Source organism: Polaribacter sp. IC066, from assembly GCF_007997085.1.
GTDB lineage: Bacteria > Bacteroidota > Bacteroidia > Flavobacteriales > Flavobacteriaceae > Polaribacter.
Map to the genome: position 1 here is coordinate 1 of NZ_VORR01000005.1, position 21,392 is coordinate 21,392.

Annotated in this window: 16 protein-coding genes and 2 pseudogenes; 14 read left to right on the forward strand and 4 right to left on the reverse strand. The window is 32.1% G+C overall.

Annotation, left to right across the window (positions count from 1 at the left end):
* Positions 1–128 precede the first annotated feature (128 nt).
* From ES044_RS02300 to ES044_RS02320, 5 genes and pseudogenes are all read left to right on the forward strand, one after another.
* A pseudogene (locus ES044_RS02300) lies at positions 129–608 on the forward strand (nicotinate phosphoribosyltransferase); the annotation flags it as partial.
* 9 nt (positions 609–617) lie between these two features.
* A complete protein-coding gene (locus tag ES044_RS02305) occupies positions 618–1,373 on the forward strand; it encodes a phosphoribosyltransferase family protein (RefSeq protein WP_147117960.1) in 756 nt (251 codons plus the stop codon).
* 78 nt (positions 1,374–1,451) lie between these two features.
* Complete coding sequence (locus tag ES044_RS02310; RefSeq protein ID WP_410524666.1) at positions 1,452–1,592, forward strand: hypothetical protein; 141 nt, start codon at positions 1,452–1,454, stop codon at positions 1,590–1,592.
* A gap of 150 nt (positions 1,593–1,742) precedes the next feature.
* Positions 1,743–1,883: a hypothetical protein gene (locus ES044_RS02315; RefSeq protein ID WP_410524666.1), complete on the forward strand. Its 141-nt coding sequence runs from the start codon at positions 1,743–1,745 to the stop codon at positions 1,881–1,883.
* A 150-nt stretch (positions 1,884–2,033) separates the two neighbouring features.
* Positions 2,034–2,165 (forward strand): annotated as a pseudogene (locus tag ES044_RS02320) (transposase); the annotation flags it as partial.
* A 365-nt stretch (positions 2,166–2,530) separates the two neighbouring features.
* On the opposite strand, the gene ES044_RS02325 reads toward ES044_RS02320, so the two are convergent.
* The 4 genes from ES044_RS02325 to uvrA form a co-directional block, all read right to left on the reverse strand.
* Positions 2,531–4,984, reverse strand: coding sequence for a thiamine pyrophosphate-dependent enzyme (locus tag ES044_RS02325; RefSeq protein ID WP_147117959.1), 2,454 nt, complete (start codon positions 4,982–4,984; stop codon positions 2,531–2,533).
* A 145-nt stretch (positions 4,985–5,129) separates the two neighbouring features.
* Positions 5,130–7,895 (reverse strand): M1 family metallopeptidase, encoded by a 2,766-nt coding sequence (locus ES044_RS02330; protein WP_147117964.1) that lies wholly within the window; start codon positions 7,893–7,895, stop codon positions 5,130–5,132.
* Between the two features lie 292 nt (positions 7,896–8,187).
* Positions 8,188–8,895: a TIGR00730 family Rossman fold protein gene (locus ES044_RS02335; RefSeq protein ID WP_147117958.1), complete on the reverse strand. Its 708-nt coding sequence runs from the start codon at positions 8,893–8,895 to the stop codon at positions 8,188–8,190.
* A 30-nt stretch (positions 8,896–8,925) separates the two neighbouring features.
* Positions 8,926–11,748, reverse strand: a complete 2,823-nt coding sequence (uvrA, locus tag ES044_RS02340) for an excinuclease ABC subunit UvrA (RefSeq protein WP_147117957.1) — start codon at positions 11,746–11,748, stop codon at positions 8,926–8,928.
* A gap of 110 nt (positions 11,749–11,858) precedes the next feature.
* Between uvrA and ES044_RS02345 the strand changes: the two genes are divergently transcribed.
* The 9 genes from ES044_RS02345 (at position 11,859) to ES044_RS02385 (ending at position 21,392) form a co-directional block, all read left to right on the forward strand.
* On the forward strand, positions 11,859–12,086 hold the full coding sequence (locus tag ES044_RS02345) for a PspC domain-containing protein (protein WP_147117956.1): 228 nt from the start codon (positions 11,859–11,861) through the stop codon (positions 12,084–12,086).
* 2 nt (positions 12,087–12,088) lie between these two features.
* Positions 12,089–13,087, forward strand: a complete 999-nt coding sequence (locus ES044_RS02350; protein WP_147117955.1) for a potassium channel family protein — start codon at positions 12,089–12,091, stop codon at positions 13,085–13,087.
* Between the two features lie 126 nt (positions 13,088–13,213).
* On the forward strand, positions 13,214–14,113 hold the full coding sequence (locus tag ES044_RS02355; protein WP_147117954.1) for an SDR family oxidoreductase: 900 nt from the start codon (positions 13,214–13,216) through the stop codon (positions 14,111–14,113).
* 87 nt (positions 14,114–14,200) lie between these two features.
* Positions 14,201–15,823, forward strand: coding sequence for an alanine/glycine:cation symporter family protein (locus ES044_RS02360; RefSeq protein WP_147117953.1), 1,623 nt, complete (start codon positions 14,201–14,203; stop codon positions 15,821–15,823).
* A gap of 147 nt (positions 15,824–15,970) precedes the next feature.
* Positions 15,971–17,563: an alanine/glycine:cation symporter family protein gene (locus ES044_RS02365; RefSeq protein ID WP_147117952.1), complete on the forward strand. Its 1,593-nt coding sequence runs from the start codon at positions 15,971–15,973 to the stop codon at positions 17,561–17,563.
* Between the two features lie 9 nt (positions 17,564–17,572).
* Positions 17,573–18,481: a ComEA family DNA-binding protein gene (locus ES044_RS02370; protein WP_147117951.1), complete on the forward strand. Its 909-nt coding sequence runs from the start codon at positions 17,573–17,575 to the stop codon at positions 18,479–18,481.
* A 20-nt stretch (positions 18,482–18,501) separates the two neighbouring features.
* Positions 18,502–19,668 carry an acyl-CoA dehydrogenase family protein gene (locus ES044_RS02375; protein WP_147117950.1) on the forward strand — a complete coding sequence of 389 codons (1,167 nt, stop codon included), beginning with the start codon at positions 18,502–18,504 and terminating at the stop codon, positions 19,666–19,668.
* A gap of 381 nt (positions 19,669–20,049) precedes the next feature.
* Positions 20,050–20,247 carry a 30S ribosomal protein S21 gene (gene rpsU / locus ES044_RS02380; RefSeq protein WP_018945147.1) on the forward strand — a complete coding sequence of 66 codons (198 nt, stop codon included), beginning with the start codon at positions 20,050–20,052 and terminating at the stop codon, positions 20,245–20,247.
* A gap of 257 nt (positions 20,248–20,504) precedes the next feature.
* Positions 20,505–21,392 carry a tyrosine-type recombinase/integrase gene (locus tag ES044_RS02385; protein WP_147117949.1) on the forward strand — a complete coding sequence of 296 codons (888 nt, stop codon included), beginning with the start codon at positions 20,505–20,507 and terminating at the stop codon, positions 21,390–21,392.

The window sequence follows — 21,392 nt, forward strand, 5'->3', positions numbered from 1 at the left end:
ATTGCTTTAAACTTACTGAAAAATGAAAACTCTAAAAAACTATCTGTAAAAAGTAAAAGGCTTGAAGCTGGATGGAATGAAGACTATTTGCTCAAAATATTAAATATAAAAGTATGATTCTGCCCTGTGTGGTTGAGTTGCTTTGGGATGTTTTTGGCGGAACGATAAATGCACAAGGTTTTAAAATTTTAAATCCGAAAATTGGTGCTATTTATGGCGATAGTATCACCACAGAAAGAGCAGAAGAAATTTGTAAACGTTTGCACAATAAAGGTTTTGCATCTACCAATGTTGTTTTAGGGATTGGTTCCTTTACCTATCAATTTAAAACGAGAGATACCTTTGGTTTTGCCATGAAAGCAATATCTGTAGTTGTAAACGGAGAAAGAAAAGAGATTTTTAAAGATCCTGTAACTGATAACGGAATTAAGAAATCTGCAAAAGGTTTACTAAAAGTAGTTTTAATGAACGGGAAATATATTTTAAAAGATCAAGTTTCAGAAAGAGAAGAAAATGAAGGGGAATTGCAAGTTATTTATGAGAATGGTGTATTTTTAAATACCATTAGCCTTGAAAAAATCAGAGAAAAAATCAATCAAAATATTTAAAAAATAAAGATGAAATACGCAATAAAGAAATTTAAAGACCATCAAGTTGCTGCTACAATTATAGAAGAAGGAGATTTACATGTAAAAATGAGAGGAAATACCTATGAAGATTTATTTAAAGCGGCGGCTATAAAAGAAGCTTGGGACGCAATTTTAGAAAATAAAAATAAGCTTGCTACTTTAACAATCTATTGCCTAATTGGGCAACGTTCAGACAGACGGTTTCATGAAAATGAATCTTTCGATTTAAAAGTAATCTCTAAATTTATCAATAGTATGAATTTTGATGTTGTTAAAATTTTACATCCGCATAGTTCGGTTTCATTAGCGTTGATAGATAATTCATCAGAGATAAATAGTTTTGAATATGTACAAAAAGCCTTCCATAAAATCAGAAATCCTGTCTTAATTAGTCCAGATGCAGGCGCTTATAAAACTACGCATGAGATGGCAGAAAAACTAAATGCAGATATTATTCCTTCCAATAAGGTTAGAATTAAGGGCGTTCCTCAAATTAAAATACAGGGTGATGTAAAAAATAAAGTGTGTTTGCTTGTGGATGATTTAGCCGATGGCGGCAGAACATTTAAATTATTAGCAGAAGAATTAAAGAAACAAGGTGCTAATAAAGTGTTCTTATATGTTACACATGCACAATTTAATTATGGTTTTGAAGAGCTTAAAAAAAGTATAGAACATATTTTTTGCACCAATAGTTATAAAGATATTCAAGATGATTTTGTAACGCAGTATAGAGTAATATAGTTGTACCCACAAACGTTAGCGCGAGCGTCCCGCTCTTGCCGATAAATATTATTACCCTGTTTTTACTTAAAAAAAGTTATGAGTAGAAAATATAAATTCAGAGAAAAGTCAGGAGCATACTTTATAAGTTTTGCAATTGTAAATTGGATTGATGTATTTACGAGAGAAATTTATTTTTCTTGTATTATAGAATCTTTAGACTTTTCTAAAAAGATTTGAATTAGTTTATGGTCACGAGCAAGATGCTCGCGTTAACGTCTATTATGTAATGCGTTATAATATAATCTGCTTTTTTATTTATTACCGCAAGCGCGAGCGTCCTGCTCGTGCCGATAAATATTATTACCCTGTTTTTACTTAAAAAAAGTTATGAGTAGAAAATATAAATTCAGAGAAAAGTCAGGAGCATACTTTATAAGTTTTGCAATTGTAAATTGGATTGATGTATTTACGAGAGAAATTTATTTTTCTTGTATTATAGAATCTTTAGACTTTTCTAAAAAGATTTGAATTAGTTTATGGTCACGAGCAAGATGCTCGCGTTAACGTCTATTATGTAATGCGTTATAATATAATCTGCTTTTTTATTTATTACCGCAAGCGCGAGCGTCCTGCTCGTGCCGATAAATATTATTACCCTGTTTTTACTTAAAAAAAGTTATGAGTAGAAAATATAAATTCAGAGAAAAGTCAGGAGCATACTTTATAAGTTTTGCAATTGTAAATTGGATTGATGTATTTACGAGAGAAATTTATTTTTCTTGTATTATAGAATCTTTAGCCTTTTGTAGAAATATTTGAATTTGTTTATGGTCACGAGCAAGATGCTCGCGTTAACGTGTATTATGTAATGCGGTATAATATAATCTGTTTTTTATTTATTACCGTGAGTGCGAGTTTCTAGCTCATGCAAAATTTATAAATTATTAAAAGGAAAAGATTTTATATTTCTTGAGTCAAATAAAAAAATATCCTGTAATACTTATTTAAAAAGTTTGTCTGTCTTAACTAAAAATTTCAAAAATGATGAAGTACTATTTCCATTCCTAGAAATTTCAAGAGATTTACAAGAAATTATCAAAGGTGAAAAAATAAAATCTTAATAAAAAATCCCAATCAAATTTTTGAGTGGGATTTTATTTTTTTTATTAAAAGAACTAATACAAACTCTTAAATTTTTGCGGATTAAACTCATGCATAATCTCATATACTTTCTCAAATACATCTTCGGCAGAGGGTTTTGAGAAATAATCGCCATCTGTACCGTATGCTGTTCTGTGTTCTTTAGCAGTTAAAGTTGATGGTTTGCTATCTAAATGTTCATATGCGTTTTGATTTTCTAAAATTTCTTGCAAAAGATATGCAGAAGCGCCACCAGGAACATCTTCATCCACCACTAATAACTTATTTGTTTTGGCAACACTTTTTACCGTGTCGTGATTTAAATCAAAAGGCAGTAAACTTTGTGCATCAATAATTTCGATATCAATACCAACTTGATGCAAATCTTTTGCAGCTTCTTCAACAATACGTAAAGTAGATCCATAAGAAATAATCGTTAAGTCTTTGCCTTCTTTAATGGTTTCTACAACGCCAATAGGTGTTTTGAAATCGCCTAAATTTGTTGGCAATTCTTCTTTTAAACGGTAACCGTTTAAACATTCTATAACGAGTGCAGGATCATCACCTTCTAGTAAAGTGTTATAAAAACCAGCAGCTTTGGTCATGTTTCGGGGCACTAAAACATGCATTCCTCTTACATTATTTATAATGCCGCCCATTGGCGAGCCCGCATGCCAAATTCCTTCTAGTCTGTGGCCTCTGGTTCTAATAATTAAAGGTGCTTTTTGTTTGCCAAAAGTTCTGTAACGCAAAGTTGCTAAATCATCGCTCATAATTTGAAGTGCGTACAGCAAGTAATCTAAATATTGTATTTCTGCAATGGGTCTTAAACCTCTCATTGCTAATCCAATTCCTTGACCAATAATTGTTGCTTCTCTAATACCAGTGTCAGAAATTCTAATATCTCCGTACTTTTCTTGCAAGCCTTCTAAACCTTGATTTACATCACCAATAAAACCAGCATCTTCACCAAAAATAACCACATCTTGATGTTTAGAAAGAATAGCATCAAAGTTATCTCTCATTATAATTCTGGCATCTACAAGATTTTTATTTTGAGCATACATCGGTTTATCCTCTAAAACATTTAGAGCAGCTAATTCAGTTTCGCTTAATAAATGGGTCGAATATTTGCCTTGAGCTATAGTTGTCGAAGTTTTTATAAAGTTTTGAAGTGCTACTTTTTCACTAAAATGTTCATCTTTTACATAGCGCAAACATTTTCTTGCAGCCGATAAAATATCTTTTCTTGTGGGCTCTGTTATTGCCGATAAATCGTTTTTATATTTCGTAATAAATGTACCGTTATTGCTCTTTGCAGCAACATTTTCTAATAACTCAACTGCAACTAAAAGTTCAGATTTTATTTCATTTAAGAACGCGTTCCATGCATTTCGTTTTGCATTGGTTACTTCTTTTTTTGCTTCTTTTTCTAAAATAATTAAGTCTTCTTCAGAATCTACAAAACGTAAAATATCGCCAGTTTCTGTTTCTAATTCAAAATCTAGAATCCACTCCCGAAATTTTGTATTACAATCGTGCTCTTTTTCCCATTGTAAACGTTCCTTGCCCTTATATCTCTCATGAGAACCAGAAGTAGAGTGCCCTTGAGGCTGTGTTAATTCTTTAACATGAATTAAAACAGGTACATGTTCTTCTCTTGCAATTTTTGCAGCGTTTTGATAGATATCACAAAGTTGCACATAATCCCAACCATTGATAACAAAGATTTCGTAGCCATCTTTTTCATGATCTCTCTGAAAACCTTTTAAGATTTCTGAAATACTTTCTTTGGTAGTTTGATGTTTTGCATGCACAGAAATACCATATTCATCATCCCAAACACTCATAACCATTGGCACTTGTAAAACTCCTGCGGCATTTATGGTTTCAAAAAATAAGCCTTCACTTGTGCTAGCGTTTCCGATAGTTCCCCAAGCAACTTCATTTCCTTTGTTAGAAAACTTGGTTTTATGTTTTACACTTTTTTCGTTTCTATAAATCTTGGATGCTTGTGCTAATCCCAACAAACGAGGCATTTGGCCGGCTGTGGGAGAAATATCTGCACTAGAATTATATTGTTTTGTTAAATCTTTCCAACTACCATCTTCATTTAAACTGTGGGTAGCAAAGTGCCCACCCATTTGTCTTCCTGCAGACATAGGGTCTGCTTTGATGTCTGTGTGTGCGTACAAACCCGCAAAAAATTGTTGCGCTGTAAGCTCACCAATAGCCATCATAAAAGTTTGATCTCTGTAATAACCAGATCTAAAATCGCCTTTTTTAAAGGCTTTGGCCATCGCCAGTTGCGGTATTTCTTTACCGTCACCAAAAATACCGAATTTTGCTTTTCCGGTAAGTACTTCACGCCTGCCTAATAAACTACATTCTCTGCTAATTTTTGCAATTTTATAATCATTTAAAACTTCTTTTTTAAAGTCGTTAAAAGAGATTTCTTGTTTGTTTAAAGTAACTGTTTTTTGCAACATATGTTTATCGTTTTTACTTTTACAAAGATAGTTTTTTTAATCGATATTTAGAAATATTTAGATTTGTTTAAGAATATGGTAAATTAACAAGGGTAAATATTGTTTTTGTTGAGAATTATACAATGCATATTATTTTGTTATAATTTTACAAAAATCCTCTTCTAAAGAAATTATAAATTGAGCTTATATCTCCTGTTAATGTAAATCTAATTTTTTGGGGATAAGACTCTTGTGTTATTTCCCAACCGTTATTTGAATAGAGCGGAAAGTAAATTTCGAGTATATTATGGATAAAGTTAAGTCGAACTCCGTTATTATAACCAAAGTAAACAGGGTTTTCTCTGCTTTTTAAAAAAGCAACATCATTATAGAATTCTACCCATCTCCAGATACCTATACTAGAGTTAAAAGATAGCATAAATTGATTTGCAAATCTAACTGGTAGTGCAGATTTAAAGCCTCCTTCGGCAATAATATATTGTTGACTAAAAATGCCAGAATCTTCTGAACGACCAAAATAATTAAGCTGAAATAAATAATCATTTGCCCTGTCTAAACCAAAGCTAAAATAATCGCCAACAGAATTATTATGTAAAAACACACCTGCAAATACTCTAAAATCTAGCTGCGTATCTGAAGTTGATAGCGACCTAAAACGCAAGTCGGTTGCAATTTTAGAAAATTTTTCTGCATATTCAAAACTAAAATTATATCGAAATTCTTTTATAATATCGGGGTTAATAAAGTTATAGCTTGCACTAAAAACACTGTAATTATCTTCAGAAGTTTTAATTTGTCCTTCTGGTATTTCTTTATCAATATGCAACAATCTTGCTCTAACAAATTCTTGCGTGGCATCTCTTAAATCTTTTCTTTTAAAAATAATATTTACAAAGGGTACAAATGATCTGTAAGATAGATTGGGTGCATAATCTAACGTTTGACCACTAACACCGTACATAATTTTATAAATAGATGTTTTTTCAAAATACTGATTATAAAGCGCAGAAAAAGAACCGATTACTGTATTGCTTTTTGTTGCGTAAGATGGGGCAAAAGAAAGTTCTAAATTTCTGGCTATTAGTGGTTTATTGTGTAGGCGCGCACCTAAAATTAAACCATTATAAAAATTATAACTTACGTTTGGTTGGTAAAAAATTTGATTGTAATAAGGATCTTCTATGTCTTTTATCAAACTGAACTTTAAAGGCTTATTAAATATTTTATCTTGTAAATCTCTCCAGTTATCTAACGTATTTATTTCTGGATATAAATTTTCATAATTTAAGGCTACCTTATTAATACCGTGTTTTGGTATCGTTGTCGTTTTTAAATCTTCAACGTTCGTAATCCATTTTTTAAATTTTATTTCTTTGTCTTTTAAACCATACAATAAAACGGGCGTTGTAATATTTCTTTTATTTTTGATGGTTACTTCTAAACTGTCTTTTTTAATTACTACTTTATCTATAGTGTGGTCTATTTTTTTATTTGTTTTGATAAAATCATTAAAAAACCAATCAATATTTTTAGTTGTTTTTGCTGACAAAATTTCTTGAAAATCAAGACTTGATACTATTTTATTTTGATTCTTTTGATAGAAATCTCTGATACTGTGATTTAAAATACTATCACCCAAAAAGCCTTTTAAATATCTAAAACCTAAACCGGCTTTGTATTTATTTGCAATTTTTCTATTAAAGTTTGATAAAGAATCTGTAGAGGTATCTAAAGATTGATCTAGAAATTGGCGAGAAATAAATTGATAAACAAAAGGATATTTATCATTAAAGTCTAATTTAGAAAAATTAAAGCTTTTTATAAACCAGTAGTTTGATACGTCACCTAATAATTTTGTGTTAGGATAAAATTCTTCGATATATTCAATCATCAAATAATTTTGTAATCCCTCTAAAAACCAGTGATCTTGCCTCTTGTTTAAAAGTAGTGTATTTTCGATATATTTTCTGCTAACGGCTTTAAACATGGTTACATCCCATTTAAAAATATCAGAAAACGGTCGTAAAAAATCTGGTAATTGACTCAAACCATAAATAGGATCTTTACTTTGGGTAACTTTATCTATATAAAGCTCTTTATGCGGATATTTACCTAAAAATGTTTCAATAAAATGCAACTCTCTACTTAATATATCTGTGGCTATAGAATCACGAACTTCTTCATTAAATACATCGGTAGAAACTGTTATGTTCTCTGTTTTAAAAGTTCTTAATACCTTACTTTTATTAACACCTAATATAATATCGGTTTTATTTTTTCCTGATAAAAAATAGCGATCAAAATCTGTATTATCAGTTTTATATTGATACAAATTGCTTTCTAAAATGTATTCTTTTGGGATGTCTAATTCTATGGTAAAATTGGTTGCTTTTTCATATAAATCATCAATATTTAGGTTGCTCATTAAATGCCAACTCTCATCGTAAACTGCGGGTGTAATGTACCAATAGCGTAAATGAAAACCTTCTTTAGTTTTGCCGTAACCCGTAAATTTAGCACTTGGTATTTTTACAGTGTAGGTTAAAGATATTTTTAAACTATCTTTTTGCACAAGAGGCTGTTTTAGAAATACTTGTAAAATGTCAGCATTATCTTCTAGCTCATCAAACTCGGTGTTCGCAAAGTTGATTGCAAGATTTTTTATGGTAGTTTTTCCTAAATTTTCTTCTTTAGCAAAGTATAAATCTTTACGAAAATCTTTTATAAGTCTTTTAGATAAGGGAGTTTTTCGGTCTCTGAAACTATTAGCCCAATTATGTAAATAGATATTTGATAAAATAGAATCTGAAGTATTTACAAAGGTAATTTCTTGTTTTATAAAGAGTGCGTTATCATCAATATTTAGTTTTGCTTCTATATGAATAGCGTTTTCTTGGGCTTTACAGAGCATGCAGCCAACAAGAAAAAAGAATAAGATGTTGAAAAATTTTTTAAAATGAAATTTTCTCAAATTTTGATATTTTATGATTTTCAAAGGGATTATGAGAAACTATTTTCTTTTAAACCAAAAAAATATGCATCAACCGCTTTTAATATTGTTTAAAATTGTTCTCACACACGAGCGATTATTTTTTGTAAACAGCTCTAATTAGTATCGTATAATAGATTGTTTTTTTGCTGTAACTTGTTTCACTTTTTAGCGCACAAATAACAGCAAAAAAACATTCATTTCTTAAACATTCTTAAAAATTAGGTTTCAATTGATGTTTAGCGTAAAATTTATTAAAATGTTCTACGGTTTCATCTGCGGTATCTACCAGTCTAAAAAGATTTAAATCTGCTTCACTGATATTACCCTCTTCTAAAAGTGTACTTTTTATCCAATCTAATAAACCACCCCAGAACTTTTTACCGACTAAAACAATAGGAAAACGACCAATTTTTTTAGTTTGAATTAAGGTAATCGCTTCAAAAAGTTCATCCATTGTTCCAAAACCACCGGGCATTACTATAAAACCTTGCGAATATTTTACAAACATTACTTTACGCACAAAAAAGTAATCGAAATCTAAACTTTTACCTTGATCTATCCAAGGGTTGTCATGTTGTTCAAAAGGCAGTTCAATGTTTAAGCCTACAGAAAGTCCTTTTCCTCTATTGGCACCTTTATTTCCGGCTTCCATAATACCGGGTCCACCGCCAGTAATTACACCAAAACCATTTTGGGTTAATTTATAGCCAATCTCTTCGGCTAATAGATAATAAGGATGGTCTGGTTTTGTTCTGGCAGAGCCAAAAATCGAGACACAGGGTCCAATTTTACTTAAACGTTCATAGCCATCTACAAACTCGGCCATTATTTTAAAAATAGCCCAAGAATCGTTTGTTTTTATTTCGTTCCAAGTTTTTTGCTGCAAGCGTTCTCTTATTTTTCTATCGTCGTTTGTCATTAGGGTTGTTTTATTTTTTTTAACAGTCTACTAAATTAGTAATTTTTTCAAAAACTTTGCGGTATAACTTGTTTTATGTTTAGCAACTTGTTCTGGAGTTCCTGTAACTAAAATTTTTCCTCCTTTTTTTCCGCCTTCCATACCAACATCAATTACATAATCTGCCAATTTTACTACATCTAAATTATGTTCAATAATTAAAACAGTATTTCCTTTATCTGCTAATTTATTCAAAACTTCCATTAAAACTCTAATGTCTTCAAAATGAAGACCTGTTGTGGGCTCGTCTAAAATATAAAAAGTATTACCAGTATCTTTTTTTGATAATTCTGCGGCTAATTTTATCCGCTGTGCTTCACCGCCCGATAGGGTAGTAGACCTTTGGCCAAGCGTTATATAACCAAGCCCAACATCTTTAATCGTTTTTACTTTTCGGTGTATTTTAGGAATCAATTTAAAGAAATCGGTAGCATCTTCAATCGTCATATTTAAAATATCTGAAATCGATTTTCCTTTATAACGAATTTCTAATGTTTCTCTATTAAAACGTTTTCCTTGGCAGGTTTCACATTCTACATGAACATCTGGTAAAAAGTTCATTTCTATAACGCGAACCCCTCCTCCTTGACATGTTTCACAGCGACCTCCTTTTACATTAAAAGAAAATCTACCTGGTTTATAACCACGAATGGCAGCTTCTGGAGTTTTAGCAAACAGACTTCTAATTTCATCAAACGTTTTTGTGTACGTGGCAGGGTTAGAGCGCGGAGTTCTACCAATAGGAGATTGATCGATATCAATTACTTTGTCTACATGATCTAAACCTTCTATTTTCTTATAAGGCATTGGTTTTTTGACACCCCTATATATATGAGCATTTAAAATAGGATATAAAGTTTCGTTTATTAAAGTCGATTTCCCACTTCCAGAAACTCCTGTTACACAGATCATTTTTCCCAGAGGAAATTCGACAGAAACATTTTTTAAATTATTGCCAGAAGCTCCTTTTAATTTGATCGTTTTACCGTTTCCTGCTCGTCTGCTTGTAGGAACTTCAATTTTTTTTCTTCCGGTTAAATAATCGGCCGTTAAGGTGTTTTCTTTTTTTATCGATTCAAAAGTACCTTGACTTACAATTTCTCCTCCATATTTTCCTGCACCAGGGCCAATATCTAAAACAAAATCGGCTTTTTTAATCATATCCTCATCATGCTCTACCACAATGACAGAGTTACCAACATCTCGTAGTTTAATTAAAGAATCTATTAATTTCTCGTTATCTCGCTGGTGTAAACCAATACTAGGTTCATCTAAAATATATAAAACGCCCACTAATTGCGAGCCAATTTGAGTTGCCAAACGAATTCTTTGAGCTTCGCCACCAGAAAGTGATTTAGAAGTTCTGTCTAAAGTTAAATAATCTAAACCTACATCTAATAAAAACTGAATTCTAGTGCTTATTTCTTTTAAAATTTCTGATGCAATTGTAAGCTGTTTTTCTGATAAATCTTTTTCTATATTCGCAAACCACTTTGCCAATTCAGTCACATCTAGTTGCGCTAAATCGCTAATATTTTTATCGGTTATTTTAAAATTAAGTGCTTCTTTTTTTAACCTTTTTCCTTGGCAACTAGAGCACGTAACTTCTTCCATAAAGTTTTTTGCCCAACGTTTTATAGAAGTACTTTCGGCATTGTCATACTGCCCAGTAATAAAAGCAACAATACCTTCAAAATCAATTTTATAATTTCTGGTGATGCCCACCGTTTTAGATTCTATTTCAAAAGATTCGTTGCCACCATGTAAGATGATTTCTAATGCTTCTTTCGGAATATCTTTAATAGCATCTGTTAATTTAAACTGATATCGTTCTGCAATATTTTGGACTTGTTTAAAAATCCAACTATTTTTTTGTTCTCCTAAAGGAACAACACCGCCATTTTTTATGGAGATAGAAGTATCTGGAATTACCTTTTTTAGGTTAATTTCATTCGTGATTCCTAAACCATTACAATTATCACAAGCACCTTTTGGCGAGTTAAAAGAAAAATTATTAGGTTCAGGGTTTGGATATGCAATTCCGGTTGTTGGGCACATTAATTCACGGCTAAAATAACGAGGATGGTTGTCATCCACATCAATCACCATCATTATATTATTACCAGAATATAAAGCAGTTTTTATCGTTTCTTCTAATCTTTTTTCTGCAGATTCACTAATCGCTAGTCGATCTATAACCACTTCAATATCGTGGGTTTTATAACGATCTAGCTTCATGCCTTTTTCGATTTCCTTGATAACGCCGTCAACACGAACTCGTAAAAAACCTTGTTTAGAAATTTGTTCAAAAAGTTCCCGATAATGTCCTTTTCTAGACTTTACCAACGGCGCTAAAACGGCTATTTTTTTGCCATCAAAATCTTTTAAAATAAGTTGTCTAATTTGTTCATCAGAATAACTTACCATCTTCTCACCAGTATTGTAAGAGTAAGCATCTGAAGCTCTTGCAAACAACAATCGTAAAAAATCGTAAATTTCAGTGATGGTGCCAACTGTAGAACGCGGACTTTTATTAGTGGTTTTTTGTTCGATAGAAATTACTGGAGAAAGGCCATCAATTTTATCAACATCGGGTCTTTCTAATCCGCCTAAAAACTGACGAGCATAGGCAGAAAACGTCTCTATATAACGTCTTTGTCCTTCGGCATAAATGGTGTCAAAGGCTAAAGAAGATTTACCGCTTCCGCTCAAACCAGTGATGACCACTAGTTTTTCACGAGGAATTTTTACATCTATATTCTTTAAATTATGAACTCTTGCTCCGTAAACTTCTATATATTCTTGGTCTTTCAAAAAAGGGTGGTTTTTGCAAAAGCGCAAAGTTAATCAATAGAAATCATTTTAGATAAAAAAGAAGAGAACAAATAAAGAGATTATAGTATCTTGCAGGTAAAATTTTATTGATGAAATTTATACATGCTATCCGTCATTTTTTTGAAAGACATGGTTTTGGCGTTTTTTCTAGACTAGCCGATAGATTGGGCATGCATGCAAAAAATGTACGTATTTATTTTATTTATGTAACCTTTTTTACAGTAGGATTGTCTTTCGGGTTTTACTTAACCTTTGCCTTTTTAATGAAGTTAAAAGATTTGGTGTATACCAAAAGAAGCTCGGTTTTTGACTTATAAATATGAAGGTTTTAGGTTCTAAAATAAATGTAATTCTTGGGTTAATTGCATCTGTAATGGCAATTGGTACAACAGGGTATATGTGGCTTTCGCATTACACTTTTATAGATGCTTTATATATGACTGTAATTACAGTTACTACGGTGGGTTTTGGGGAGTTAAGACCTTTTTCTCCAGAAGAAAAGGTGTTTACAATTTTTTTAATTTTAACAAGTATTACTATTTTTGGGTATGCAATATCTGCCTTTTCAGAATATTTGGTAAGCGGAAAATTATTTGATCATTTTAAACAAAGAAACGTGGAAAAACAAATAAATAGATTAGAAGGGCACACCATTGTTTGTGGGTACGGTAGAAATGGAAGACAGGCAATTATAAAGTTAAAAAATTATAATATCGATTTTGTAGTAATCGATAATTGTAAAGAAGTGATTGATTTTTTAGACACCGAAGACATGTTAAATGTTCGGGGTGACGCTACTACAGATGAGATTTTAATGAATGCTGGTATTTTAACAGCATCAAATTTAATCACCACATTGCCCTCTGATGCAGATAATTTATTTGTGGTTTTAAGTGCAAGACAATTAAATAAAAAGTGTAAAATAATAAGCAGAGCCTCTAAAGAAAGCTCTTACAGCAAATTAAAAATTGCAGGTGCAGATAATGTAATTATGCCAGATAAGTTAGGCGGCAATCACATGGCATCTTTAATAGCAACGCCAGATGTGATTGAATTTGTAGATCGGTTAACCATTGAAGGTGAAACCACCGCCAATTTAGAGGAAATTGCGGTAGATGATTTGCCAAAAGAATATGTAAATAAAACAATTTTAGATCTCGATTTAAGAAAGAAAACGGGTTGTACCGTTATAGGGTACAGAAATCCTGATAAAGACTATATTATAAATCCAGCATCAAATTGTAAACTAATTTCAGGATCTCACTTAATTGTTTTGGGAAGACCAGAACAGATTTCTAAATTGAGAGAGATTTTTTAAATAAAAATAACATGCTGGTTGTAGACTTAAAAACCCAAATACAGGTGGTTAATCTTGTGGTTTATAAAAAACTTCAAGCTCTGCTTCTTACTGATTGGTATGTTTCAAAAAAACACATAAATATTAATGAATAAAGTAGTCATTACAGGTAGTAACGGTTTATTGGGTCAATCTTTAGTAAGTTTATTGTTAAAAGAAAAAGAAAAGTATCAAGTTTTTGGACTTTCAAGGGGCATTAATAGAAGCGGTAGAAATGATTTTTCTTATATTTCTATTGATTTAACAGACGAAAGAAGTCTTAAAAAAGAACTTCAAGAAATACAGCCTCATGTTATTATCAATACTGCTGCCATGACTTTGGTTGATGTTTGCGAAGATCAAAAAAAAGCCTGCGATGTGTTAAATGTTTCGGTGGTAAAATGGTTGTCTGAAGTTTCTGAAGAATTAAAAGCCCATGTAATTCATCTCTCTACAGACTTTGTTTTTGACGGATTAAAAGGTGTTTATAAAGAGACAGATTCTACAAATCCGATTAGTTATTATGGGATGTCAAAACTAAAATCTGAAGAAGTTCTGCTAAAATCTAAAATTGATTTTACAATTTTAAGAACAATTTTGGTGTACGGTAAGGTATTTGATATGAGTAGAAGTAACATTGTTCTTTGGGTAAAACAAATGCTAGAAGAAGGAAAAGAAATGACCATTGTAGAGGATCAATATAGAATGCCAACGTTCGTAGAAGATTTGGCAATGGCTTGCAAGATTTCTATGGATAAAAAAGCAACGGGTATCTATCATATTTCATCGAACGAGTTGTTAAGTGTTTATCAAATTGCGCAACAAGTCGCAGAGGTTTTTCAATTAGATAAAAGTCTCATAAAACCCATCTCATCGGCTACTTTAAATCAAAGAGCACAAAGACCACCAAAGACGGGTTTCGATGTATCAAAAACAAATAAAGAACTAGGTTTTTATCCAAAATCATTCAAAGAAGATTTGTATAGATTTAAGGCAACTATGAGTTAAAAACACTTTTAACGCATAAAAAGTCGTTAAACCTTCTATTTTTCATCATATTGCAAGTCTTTAAATAAACATAAATCAAAATATATTATGATCAAAAAACTTCTTTCGTTGTTATTTCTAGCAGCACCCCTCTTTACGCATGCAGAAGAATTAACAATAGACGAACAAATAGAAGAAAAATTTAAACCTTTTGCGGATGCTGTGAGTTCAGTGGTTTTCTATCCAATTTCAATTGTTGGTATAGATGTTCCTATTGTTGTTATTCTTTTGTTATCGGGGGCTTTATTTTTTACATTATACTTTAAGTTTGCTAATATTAGACTGTTAGGTGTTGCCATTAGAGCAACTAATGGAAAATATGACGATGTTGACCATAATTCAGTTGATGAAATGGCAGGAGATCCAACGCCAGGGGGTGATATTTTTGAAACTGTAAAATCAGATGGGGTTATTGGAGAGGTCACACATTTTCAAGCTTTAACAGCCGCACTATCTGCAACGGTAGGTTTAGGTAATATTGCTGGGGTTGCAGTTGCCATTGCAATTGGAGGTCCTGGAGCAGTTATATGGATGGTTTTAGCCGGTTTTTTAGGAATGTCTACAAAATTAGTCGAAGCTACTTTAGGTGTTAAATATAGAGAAGTTGGTGAAGACGGTAAAATATACGGAGGCCCAATGTATTACTTAAAAAAAGGGCTAAAAGAAAAGAATTTAGCTGGTTTAGGAAAAGTTTTGGCTGGTTTGTATGCTGTTTTTGTAATTGGAGGTTCTTTTGGAGGTGGAAATATGTTTCAAGCCAACCAAGCCGCTGCACAATTTAAGCAACTTTTTGATATTGAATCTGGATTTATATTCGGAATTGTAATGGCAATATTAGTAGGTGTCGTAATTATTGGCGGAATTAAAAGAATAGGCCGAGTAACCGAAAAAATAGTTCCGTTTATGGCAATTATGTTCGTGGGCGCTTCTTTAATTATCATTGTTATGAATTACGCAATAATTCCAGAGGCTATGGTTCAAATTTGGGACGGTGCTTTTAATCAAACATCTATTGTAGGAGGTTTAATAGGGGTAATGATTGTTGGGTTTCAAAGAGCTGCTTTTTCAAATGAAGCGGGTGTAGGGTCTGCGTCGATTGCACATGCAGCTGTTAAAACTAAATTTCCGGCAAGTGAAGGAATTGTAGCTTCAATAGGCCCGTTTGTAGATACGGTAGTTATTTGTTCAATGACCGCTTTGGTCATTGTAGTAACAAATTTAAGGAACAACTTATTTACCTATGGTAATTTAGATTCTAAAAGTAATGTGCTGTTAAATGCAACGAATGAACCTATAAACGGTGTCGATTTAACATCAGTTGCTTTTGAGTCTGCCATTCCGCATTTTTCTATTTTATTAACAGTGGCAGTTATTTTATTTGCTTTTTCATCGATGCTTTCTTGGTCTTATTACGGCATACAAGGATGGACGTATTTATTTGGTAAAGGCAAAATAGCAGATATCACGTATAAAGCATTATTTTTAGTCTTTGTGGTAATCGGTGCCTCGTCTACCTTGGGTTCTGTAATTGAATTTTCAGATGCTATGATATTTGCAATGGTATTTCCTAATATTATAGGGTTACTATTATTAGCTCCCAAAGTAAAAGTTGAGCTAGCAAGGTACTTAAACGCAATTGGTCATAAAAAATCAACACCAAAACAAGAATAAGTTTTGAGCGTATAAATATTAAAAATTCTATTTTTCAATTTTTAAAAGTCAAAGAAGTTTAATTTTATTTTTGATTTTATTTTATAATTCTTCAAGTTTTTTTTATAATATTGTAAATCAATAATTAAAATTTAATAGCTAGTTCTTATGAATAAGAAACTTTTATCGTTACTTTTTTTAGTAGTTCCATTTTTAACATTTGCCCAAGAAAAAGGATTAGACCAACAGATTGATGAAGTGTTTGGTAATCTTACAGGTTGGTTCGTTGAGTTTATATTTTATCAAATTCCGTTTACAGATACCGTTAGCATTTATTGGGTTCTATTTCCGTTAATTTTAGGAGCAACTTATTTTACAATTTATTTTAGATTTATCAATTTTAGAGGTTTTATTACTTCTATAAATATTGTGAGAGGTAAATTTGACGATTTAGAAGGTAGAGAAGATCATAAAGTAGAACTAGAGAAATCGAAATTTACAGATGATGGCGATAATCCAGACACAATTAGAATAGAAGGTCATGAGGGCGAAGTTTCTCACTTTCAGGCATTAACAGCCGCATTATCTGCAACGGTAGGTTTGGGTAATATTGCAGGTGTTGCTATTGCAGTTTCTATTGGTGGCGCCGGCGCTACTTTTTGGATGATTGTTGCAGGATTTTTAGGAATGGCATCAAAATTTGTAGAATGTACGTTGGGGGTAAAGTATAGAGATATTGAAGCTGACGGAACGGTGTATGGCGGACCGATGTATTATTTAACAAAAGGTTTAAAAAATAAAACTTTAGGTAAAATTTTAGCAGCATTATTCGCAATTTTTGTCATTGGAGGTTCTTTTGGTGGTGGAAATATGTTTCAAGTAAATCAAGCTTTTCAATTGGTAGAGAGCATTACAACGCCCGTTGGTGGTGTTTCATTTTTACACGGAAAGGGTTGGGCTTTTGGTCTGGTAATGGCAGTTCTAGTTGGAATTGTAATTATTGGAGGCATCAAAAAAATAGCAAAAGTAACCGATAAAATTGTTCCTTTTATGGTGGCAATTTATGTGGCAGCTTCTTTATTTGTGATTTTTGCGAATTACGATATGATTGGCGACGCTTTTATGCAAATATTTAATGGCGCATTTAGTCCAGTTGGTATGGCCGGTGGTGCGGTTGGAGTATTAGTACAAGGTTTTAGAAGAGCAGCTTTTTCTAATGAAGCAGGTATTGGTTCTGCATCTATTGCGCATTCTGCCGTAAAAACCAAATATGCCGCAAGTGAAGGTATGGTGGCGTTGTTAGAACCTTTTATTGATACGGTTGTAGTGTGTACAATGACGGCTTTAGTGTTAATTATAACAGGAAATGTAACGGCAGAAAACGCCTCTTTAAACGATGCACAAGCAATCTTATTAACATCAGGGGCTTTTGAATCTGCAATTTCTTGGTTTCCTTATGTATTAACGGTAGCTGTGGTTTTATTCGCATTTAGCTCTATGATTTCTTGGTCTTATTACGGGTTTCAAGGGTGGTCTTATTTATTTGGTAGAACAAAAAAAGCAGAATACACATACAAAGTAATTTTCTGTATATTCGTAGTGATTGGTGCAGCAGCAAGTTTAAACTCTGTGATTGGTTTTTCTGATGCTATGGTTTTCGCAATGATGGTTCCCAATATGATTGGTTTAATACTTCTTGCACCAAAAGTAAAAGAAGAATTAGTGAGGTTTACAGACGCAATAAAGGCTAATAAAGCATAAACAAATTTTATGAAAATATTTAAATCCCATTTCTGGTATACTAAAAGCCAAAGAAATGGGATTTTTCTTTTAGCGGTGCTCATTATATTATTTCAGTGCAGTATTGTTTTTGACCTTTTCTCTTCCGATAAAGAAATTGCGCTAAATCAAACAGAGGTTGTAGCCTTTCAACAGCAAATAGATAGTTTAAAGGCGATTGAAATTGAAAATAGAAAACCTAAAACGTATCCTTTTAATCCAAATTATATTACAGATTCTAAAGGAGAACAATTAGGGATGTCTTTAGATGAAATTAATAGACTACTTGCTTTTAGAAAAACAACTAAATTTATCAACTCAAAAAAAGAATTTCAACAAATCACCAAAGTTTCTGATTCTTTATTGCATCAAATATCTCCGTATTTTAAATTTCCAGATTGGGTGGTAAAACAAAATCAATCTTCTAATTCCGCATTCAGAGGTATAAAACAAACTTTTTCTAAAAAATCTTATCAGAAGAAAGAAATAAAACCAATATCAACAGCAGACATCAATAGTGCAACTGCAAAAGACTTGCAAACAATAAGCGGAATAGGGCCAGCTTTTTCAGAAAGAATTATTAAGTATCGTTCTAAATTACAGGGTTTTTCTTTCAACAATCAATTGTATGAAGTTTGGGGGTTAGAAAAAGAAGTAGCAGATAAAGTGCTTTTGGTTTTTAAAATTAGCCAAAAACCAATTATTGCAAAAGTAAATGTAAACACAGTAACGTTTAAGGAGCTATTGAAAAATCCATATATCGATTATGATTTGTGTAGCAAGATTTTTAAGTATCGAGATGAAGTTGCAGAGCTTCAAAACATATCAGAATTAAAAAACATCGAAGGTTTTCCAATAGATAAGTATGATCAAATAGTCTTATATTTGTTAGCTCAATAAACAACTCAAATTCGCAACAAATGAACAGCATGTATTTTACTGAAGAGCATGAAGCATTTCGTCAAAGTTTTAAAGATTTTTTACAAAAAGAAGTAGTTCCACACATCGAAAAATGGGAGAAAACAGGTACTATCGAACGTTTTATCTGGAAAAAATTCGGTGAAATGGGATATTTCGGTTTATCAACTCCAGAAGAACATGGAGGTATGGATCTAGATCTTTTTTACACCGTTATCTTTTTAGAAGAATTACAGAAAATTAATTCTGGCGGATTTGCAGCGGCAATGTGGGCGCATGAATATTTAGCAATGACGCACCTAAATAAAGAAGGTGATGATTTTATCAAAAATAAATATTTAGTGCCAAGTGTAGAAGGAGATATGATTGGTTGTCTTTGTATTACAGAACCTTTTGGTGGCTCTGACGTTGCCGGAATGCGTTCTACGGCAATTAAACAAGGAGACAAATACATCTTAAATGGTTCTAAAACCTTTATTACAAACGGTGTTTATTCAGATTATTTAATTGTTGCTGCAAAAACAGATCCTTCAGATAAATACAAAGGAATCAGTATTTTTGTAGTGGATAGAAGCTCAAAAGGAGTTTCTGCAACAAAATTAGATAAATTAGGATGGAAAGCTAGTGATACAGGAGAAATAGCTTTTGACAATGTAGAAATTCCGATTTCTAATTTATTAGGTGAAGAGGGTAAAGGTTTTGCCTATATTATGCAACATTTTGCATCCGAACGATTAATCATGGGCGTAAATGCGCACGCAAGAGCAGAATTTGCTTTAGAATATGCGATTAATTACATGCAAGAACGAACTGCTTTTGGTAAATCTTTAGATAAATTTCAAGCATTAAGACATAAAATTGCAGAAATGGCAAGTAGGGTAGATATGTGTAAAGAATATAATTATTCTATTGCAAAACGTTTAAATGACGGTCACTACGTTGTAAAAGAAGCAAGCATGTCTAAATTATTATCAACTAAAATGGCAGATGAAGTAATCTATGATGCTCTGCAAATGTTGGGTGGTTACGGTTATATGGAAGAGTACCCGATGGCACGTTTGTTAAGAGATAGTAGATTAGGTCCTATTGGAGGCGGAACATCAGAAATCTTAAAAGAGATTATTGCAAAGATGGTGATTGATAAAAAAGAATATAAACCTGCTACGTAGGTTTAAAAATACTAATTTTAAAATATTTTATCATCTTACAGGGTTCTTATACTAACTTTATTTTAGTCACAAACCTTGTAAGATTTTTTGTTTTTAACCAAGAACCACGGATCACAAACCACAAACCACACCACAAACCGCGAATTACGATTATTTGGGCGTTTCCTAAAAAGGTCGGGCTTTCACTGCTCGCTTCACGCTAAAAAGCGTGAGAGCTCAAACAAACCGTTCAATCCCTAACGCAAAATGATTGTAGAAAATAAATTGTAAATTTTAATTTGTAGTACGTATTTAATAATTACATTTGCAGTCCAAAAAATAAACCAATAGTTTTAAGAACTATACAAAATATAAAGATACGATGAAGGGAGGTGCCAACATATGTTAATTATACCCATTAAAGAAGGAGAGAATATCGATAGAGCTTTAAAGCGTTACAAGAGAAAATTTGATCGAACAAAAACGATGAAAAACTTGCGTGCAAGAAAGAACTTTACAAAGCCGTCAGTAGCTAATAGAGCTCAAAGAATTAAAGCCTCTTACGTTCAGCATTTAAGAACAAAAGAAGAAGTAGGTTAATGAAACTCAATTTTGAGAAGGCTGTAAGACGCACTCAAAATTTTAAGTTGAATTAATCCCGCTTTTGTAGCGGGATCTTTACTGAAAATTTGCTTAATAAATTAATCTCGTAACACATAATCTTGTGTTACGAGATTTTTTATGCGTTAAGTTTTGTAAATTTACCATCAACCATCAACCATCAACCATCAACCATCAACCATCAACGAAAAACGAAAAACCAACAACCAACAACCAACAACCAAACAACGCTAACTTTGATCGATTCATTCCTAGACTATGTATCATTTGAAAAAAAATATTCTGTACACACGGTTGCAGCGTATAAAACCGATTTAATATCGTTTAGAGATTTTGTGAGTACAACATACCAGCAAGAAGAGTTATTGGAGGTTCATTATGCTCAAATAAGAAGTTGGATTGTTTCTTTAGTAGATGCAAAAATGTCTAATAGAAGTATTAACAGAAAGGTAAGTTCCCTAAAATCGTTCTATAAATTTCTTCAAAAAAGCGAACAGGTAAAAGTTAATCCACTTTCAAAACATAAAGCACTCAAAGTTGCTAAAAAAGTGCAAGTACCGTTTACCGCTAAAGAAATCAATACTGTTATTGAAAATTTGAATCAAGAAAAAGACTTTATATCGGTAAGGAATAAATTAATGGTCGAACTATTTTACTCTACAGGAATTAGAAGGGCAGAATTGATAAATATTAAAGAAAAAAACATAAGTCTTTCAGATGGCACAATTAAAGTATTGGGCAAAAGAAATAAAGAACGTTTTGTACCTCTTTTACAATCTGTTGCAGCTACCTTAAACGAATATGTAATCTTAAAAAAAGAATACTCTAAAGATATAGAAGAGCTTTTTATTACAAATAAAGGAAATAAAATTTACGAAACACTTGTCTACAGAACTATAAATTCATACTTTAGGCACGTTTCTACGAAGGTAAAAAAGAGTCCGCATATATTAAGACATTCTTTTGCCACGCATTTGTTAAATGAAGGAGCAAATTTAAATTCGGTTAAAGAGTTGCTAGGGCATTCTAGTTTAGCCTCCACTCAAGTCTATACTCACAATAGTCTTGATGCTATAAAAAAAGTATATAACCAAGCTCACCCTAGGAGCACTAAAAAAGAATAA

Bases quoted from the DNA above. Each gene is read 5' to 3' on its own strand.
- ES044_RS02365 (WP_147117952.1), top strand. From the start codon at position 15,971: ATGAATAAGAAACTTTTATCGTTACTTTTTTTAGTAGTTCCATTTTTA.
- ES044_RS02375 (WP_147117950.1), top strand. From the start codon at position 18,502: ATGAACAGCATGTATTTTACTGAAGAGCATGAAGCATTTCGTCAAAGT.
- ES044_RS02350 (WP_147117955.1), top strand. From the start codon at position 12,089: ATGAAGGTTTTAGGTTCTAAAATAAATGTAATTCTTGGGTTAATTGCA.
- ES044_RS02315 (WP_410524666.1), top strand. From the start codon at position 1,743: ATGAGTAGAAAATATAAATTCAGAGAAAAGTCAGGAGCATACTTTATA.
- ES044_RS02330 (WP_147117964.1), bottom strand. From the start codon at position 7,895: ATGCTCTGTAAAGCCCAAGAAAACGCTATTCATATAGAAGCAAAACTA.
- ES044_RS02325 (WP_147117959.1), bottom strand. From the start codon at position 4,984: ATGTTGCAAAAAACAGTTACTTTAAACAAACAAGAAATCTCTTTTAAC.
- ES044_RS02355 (WP_147117954.1), top strand. From the start codon at position 13,214: ATGAATAAAGTAGTCATTACAGGTAGTAACGGTTTATTGGGTCAATCT.
- ES044_RS02370 (WP_147117951.1), top strand. From the start codon at position 17,573: ATGAAAATATTTAAATCCCATTTCTGGTATACTAAAAGCCAAAGAAAT.
- ES044_RS02310 (WP_410524666.1), top strand. From the start codon at position 1,452: ATGAGTAGAAAATATAAATTCAGAGAAAAGTCAGGAGCATACTTTATA.
- rpsU (WP_018945147.1), top strand. From the start codon at position 20,050: ATGTTAATTATACCCATTAAAGAAGGAGAGAATATCGATAGAGCTTTA.
- ES044_RS02345 (WP_147117956.1), top strand. From the start codon at position 11,859: ATGAAATTTATACATGCTATCCGTCATTTTTTTGAAAGACATGGTTTT.
- ES044_RS02360 (WP_147117953.1), top strand. From the start codon at position 14,201: ATGATCAAAAAACTTCTTTCGTTGTTATTTCTAGCAGCACCCCTCTTT.
- ES044_RS02305 (WP_147117960.1), top strand. From the start codon at position 618: ATGAAATACGCAATAAAGAAATTTAAAGACCATCAAGTTGCTGCTACA.
- ES044_RS02335 (WP_147117958.1), bottom strand. From the start codon at position 8,895: ATGACAAACGACGATAGAAAAATAAGAGAACGCTTGCAGCAAAAAACT.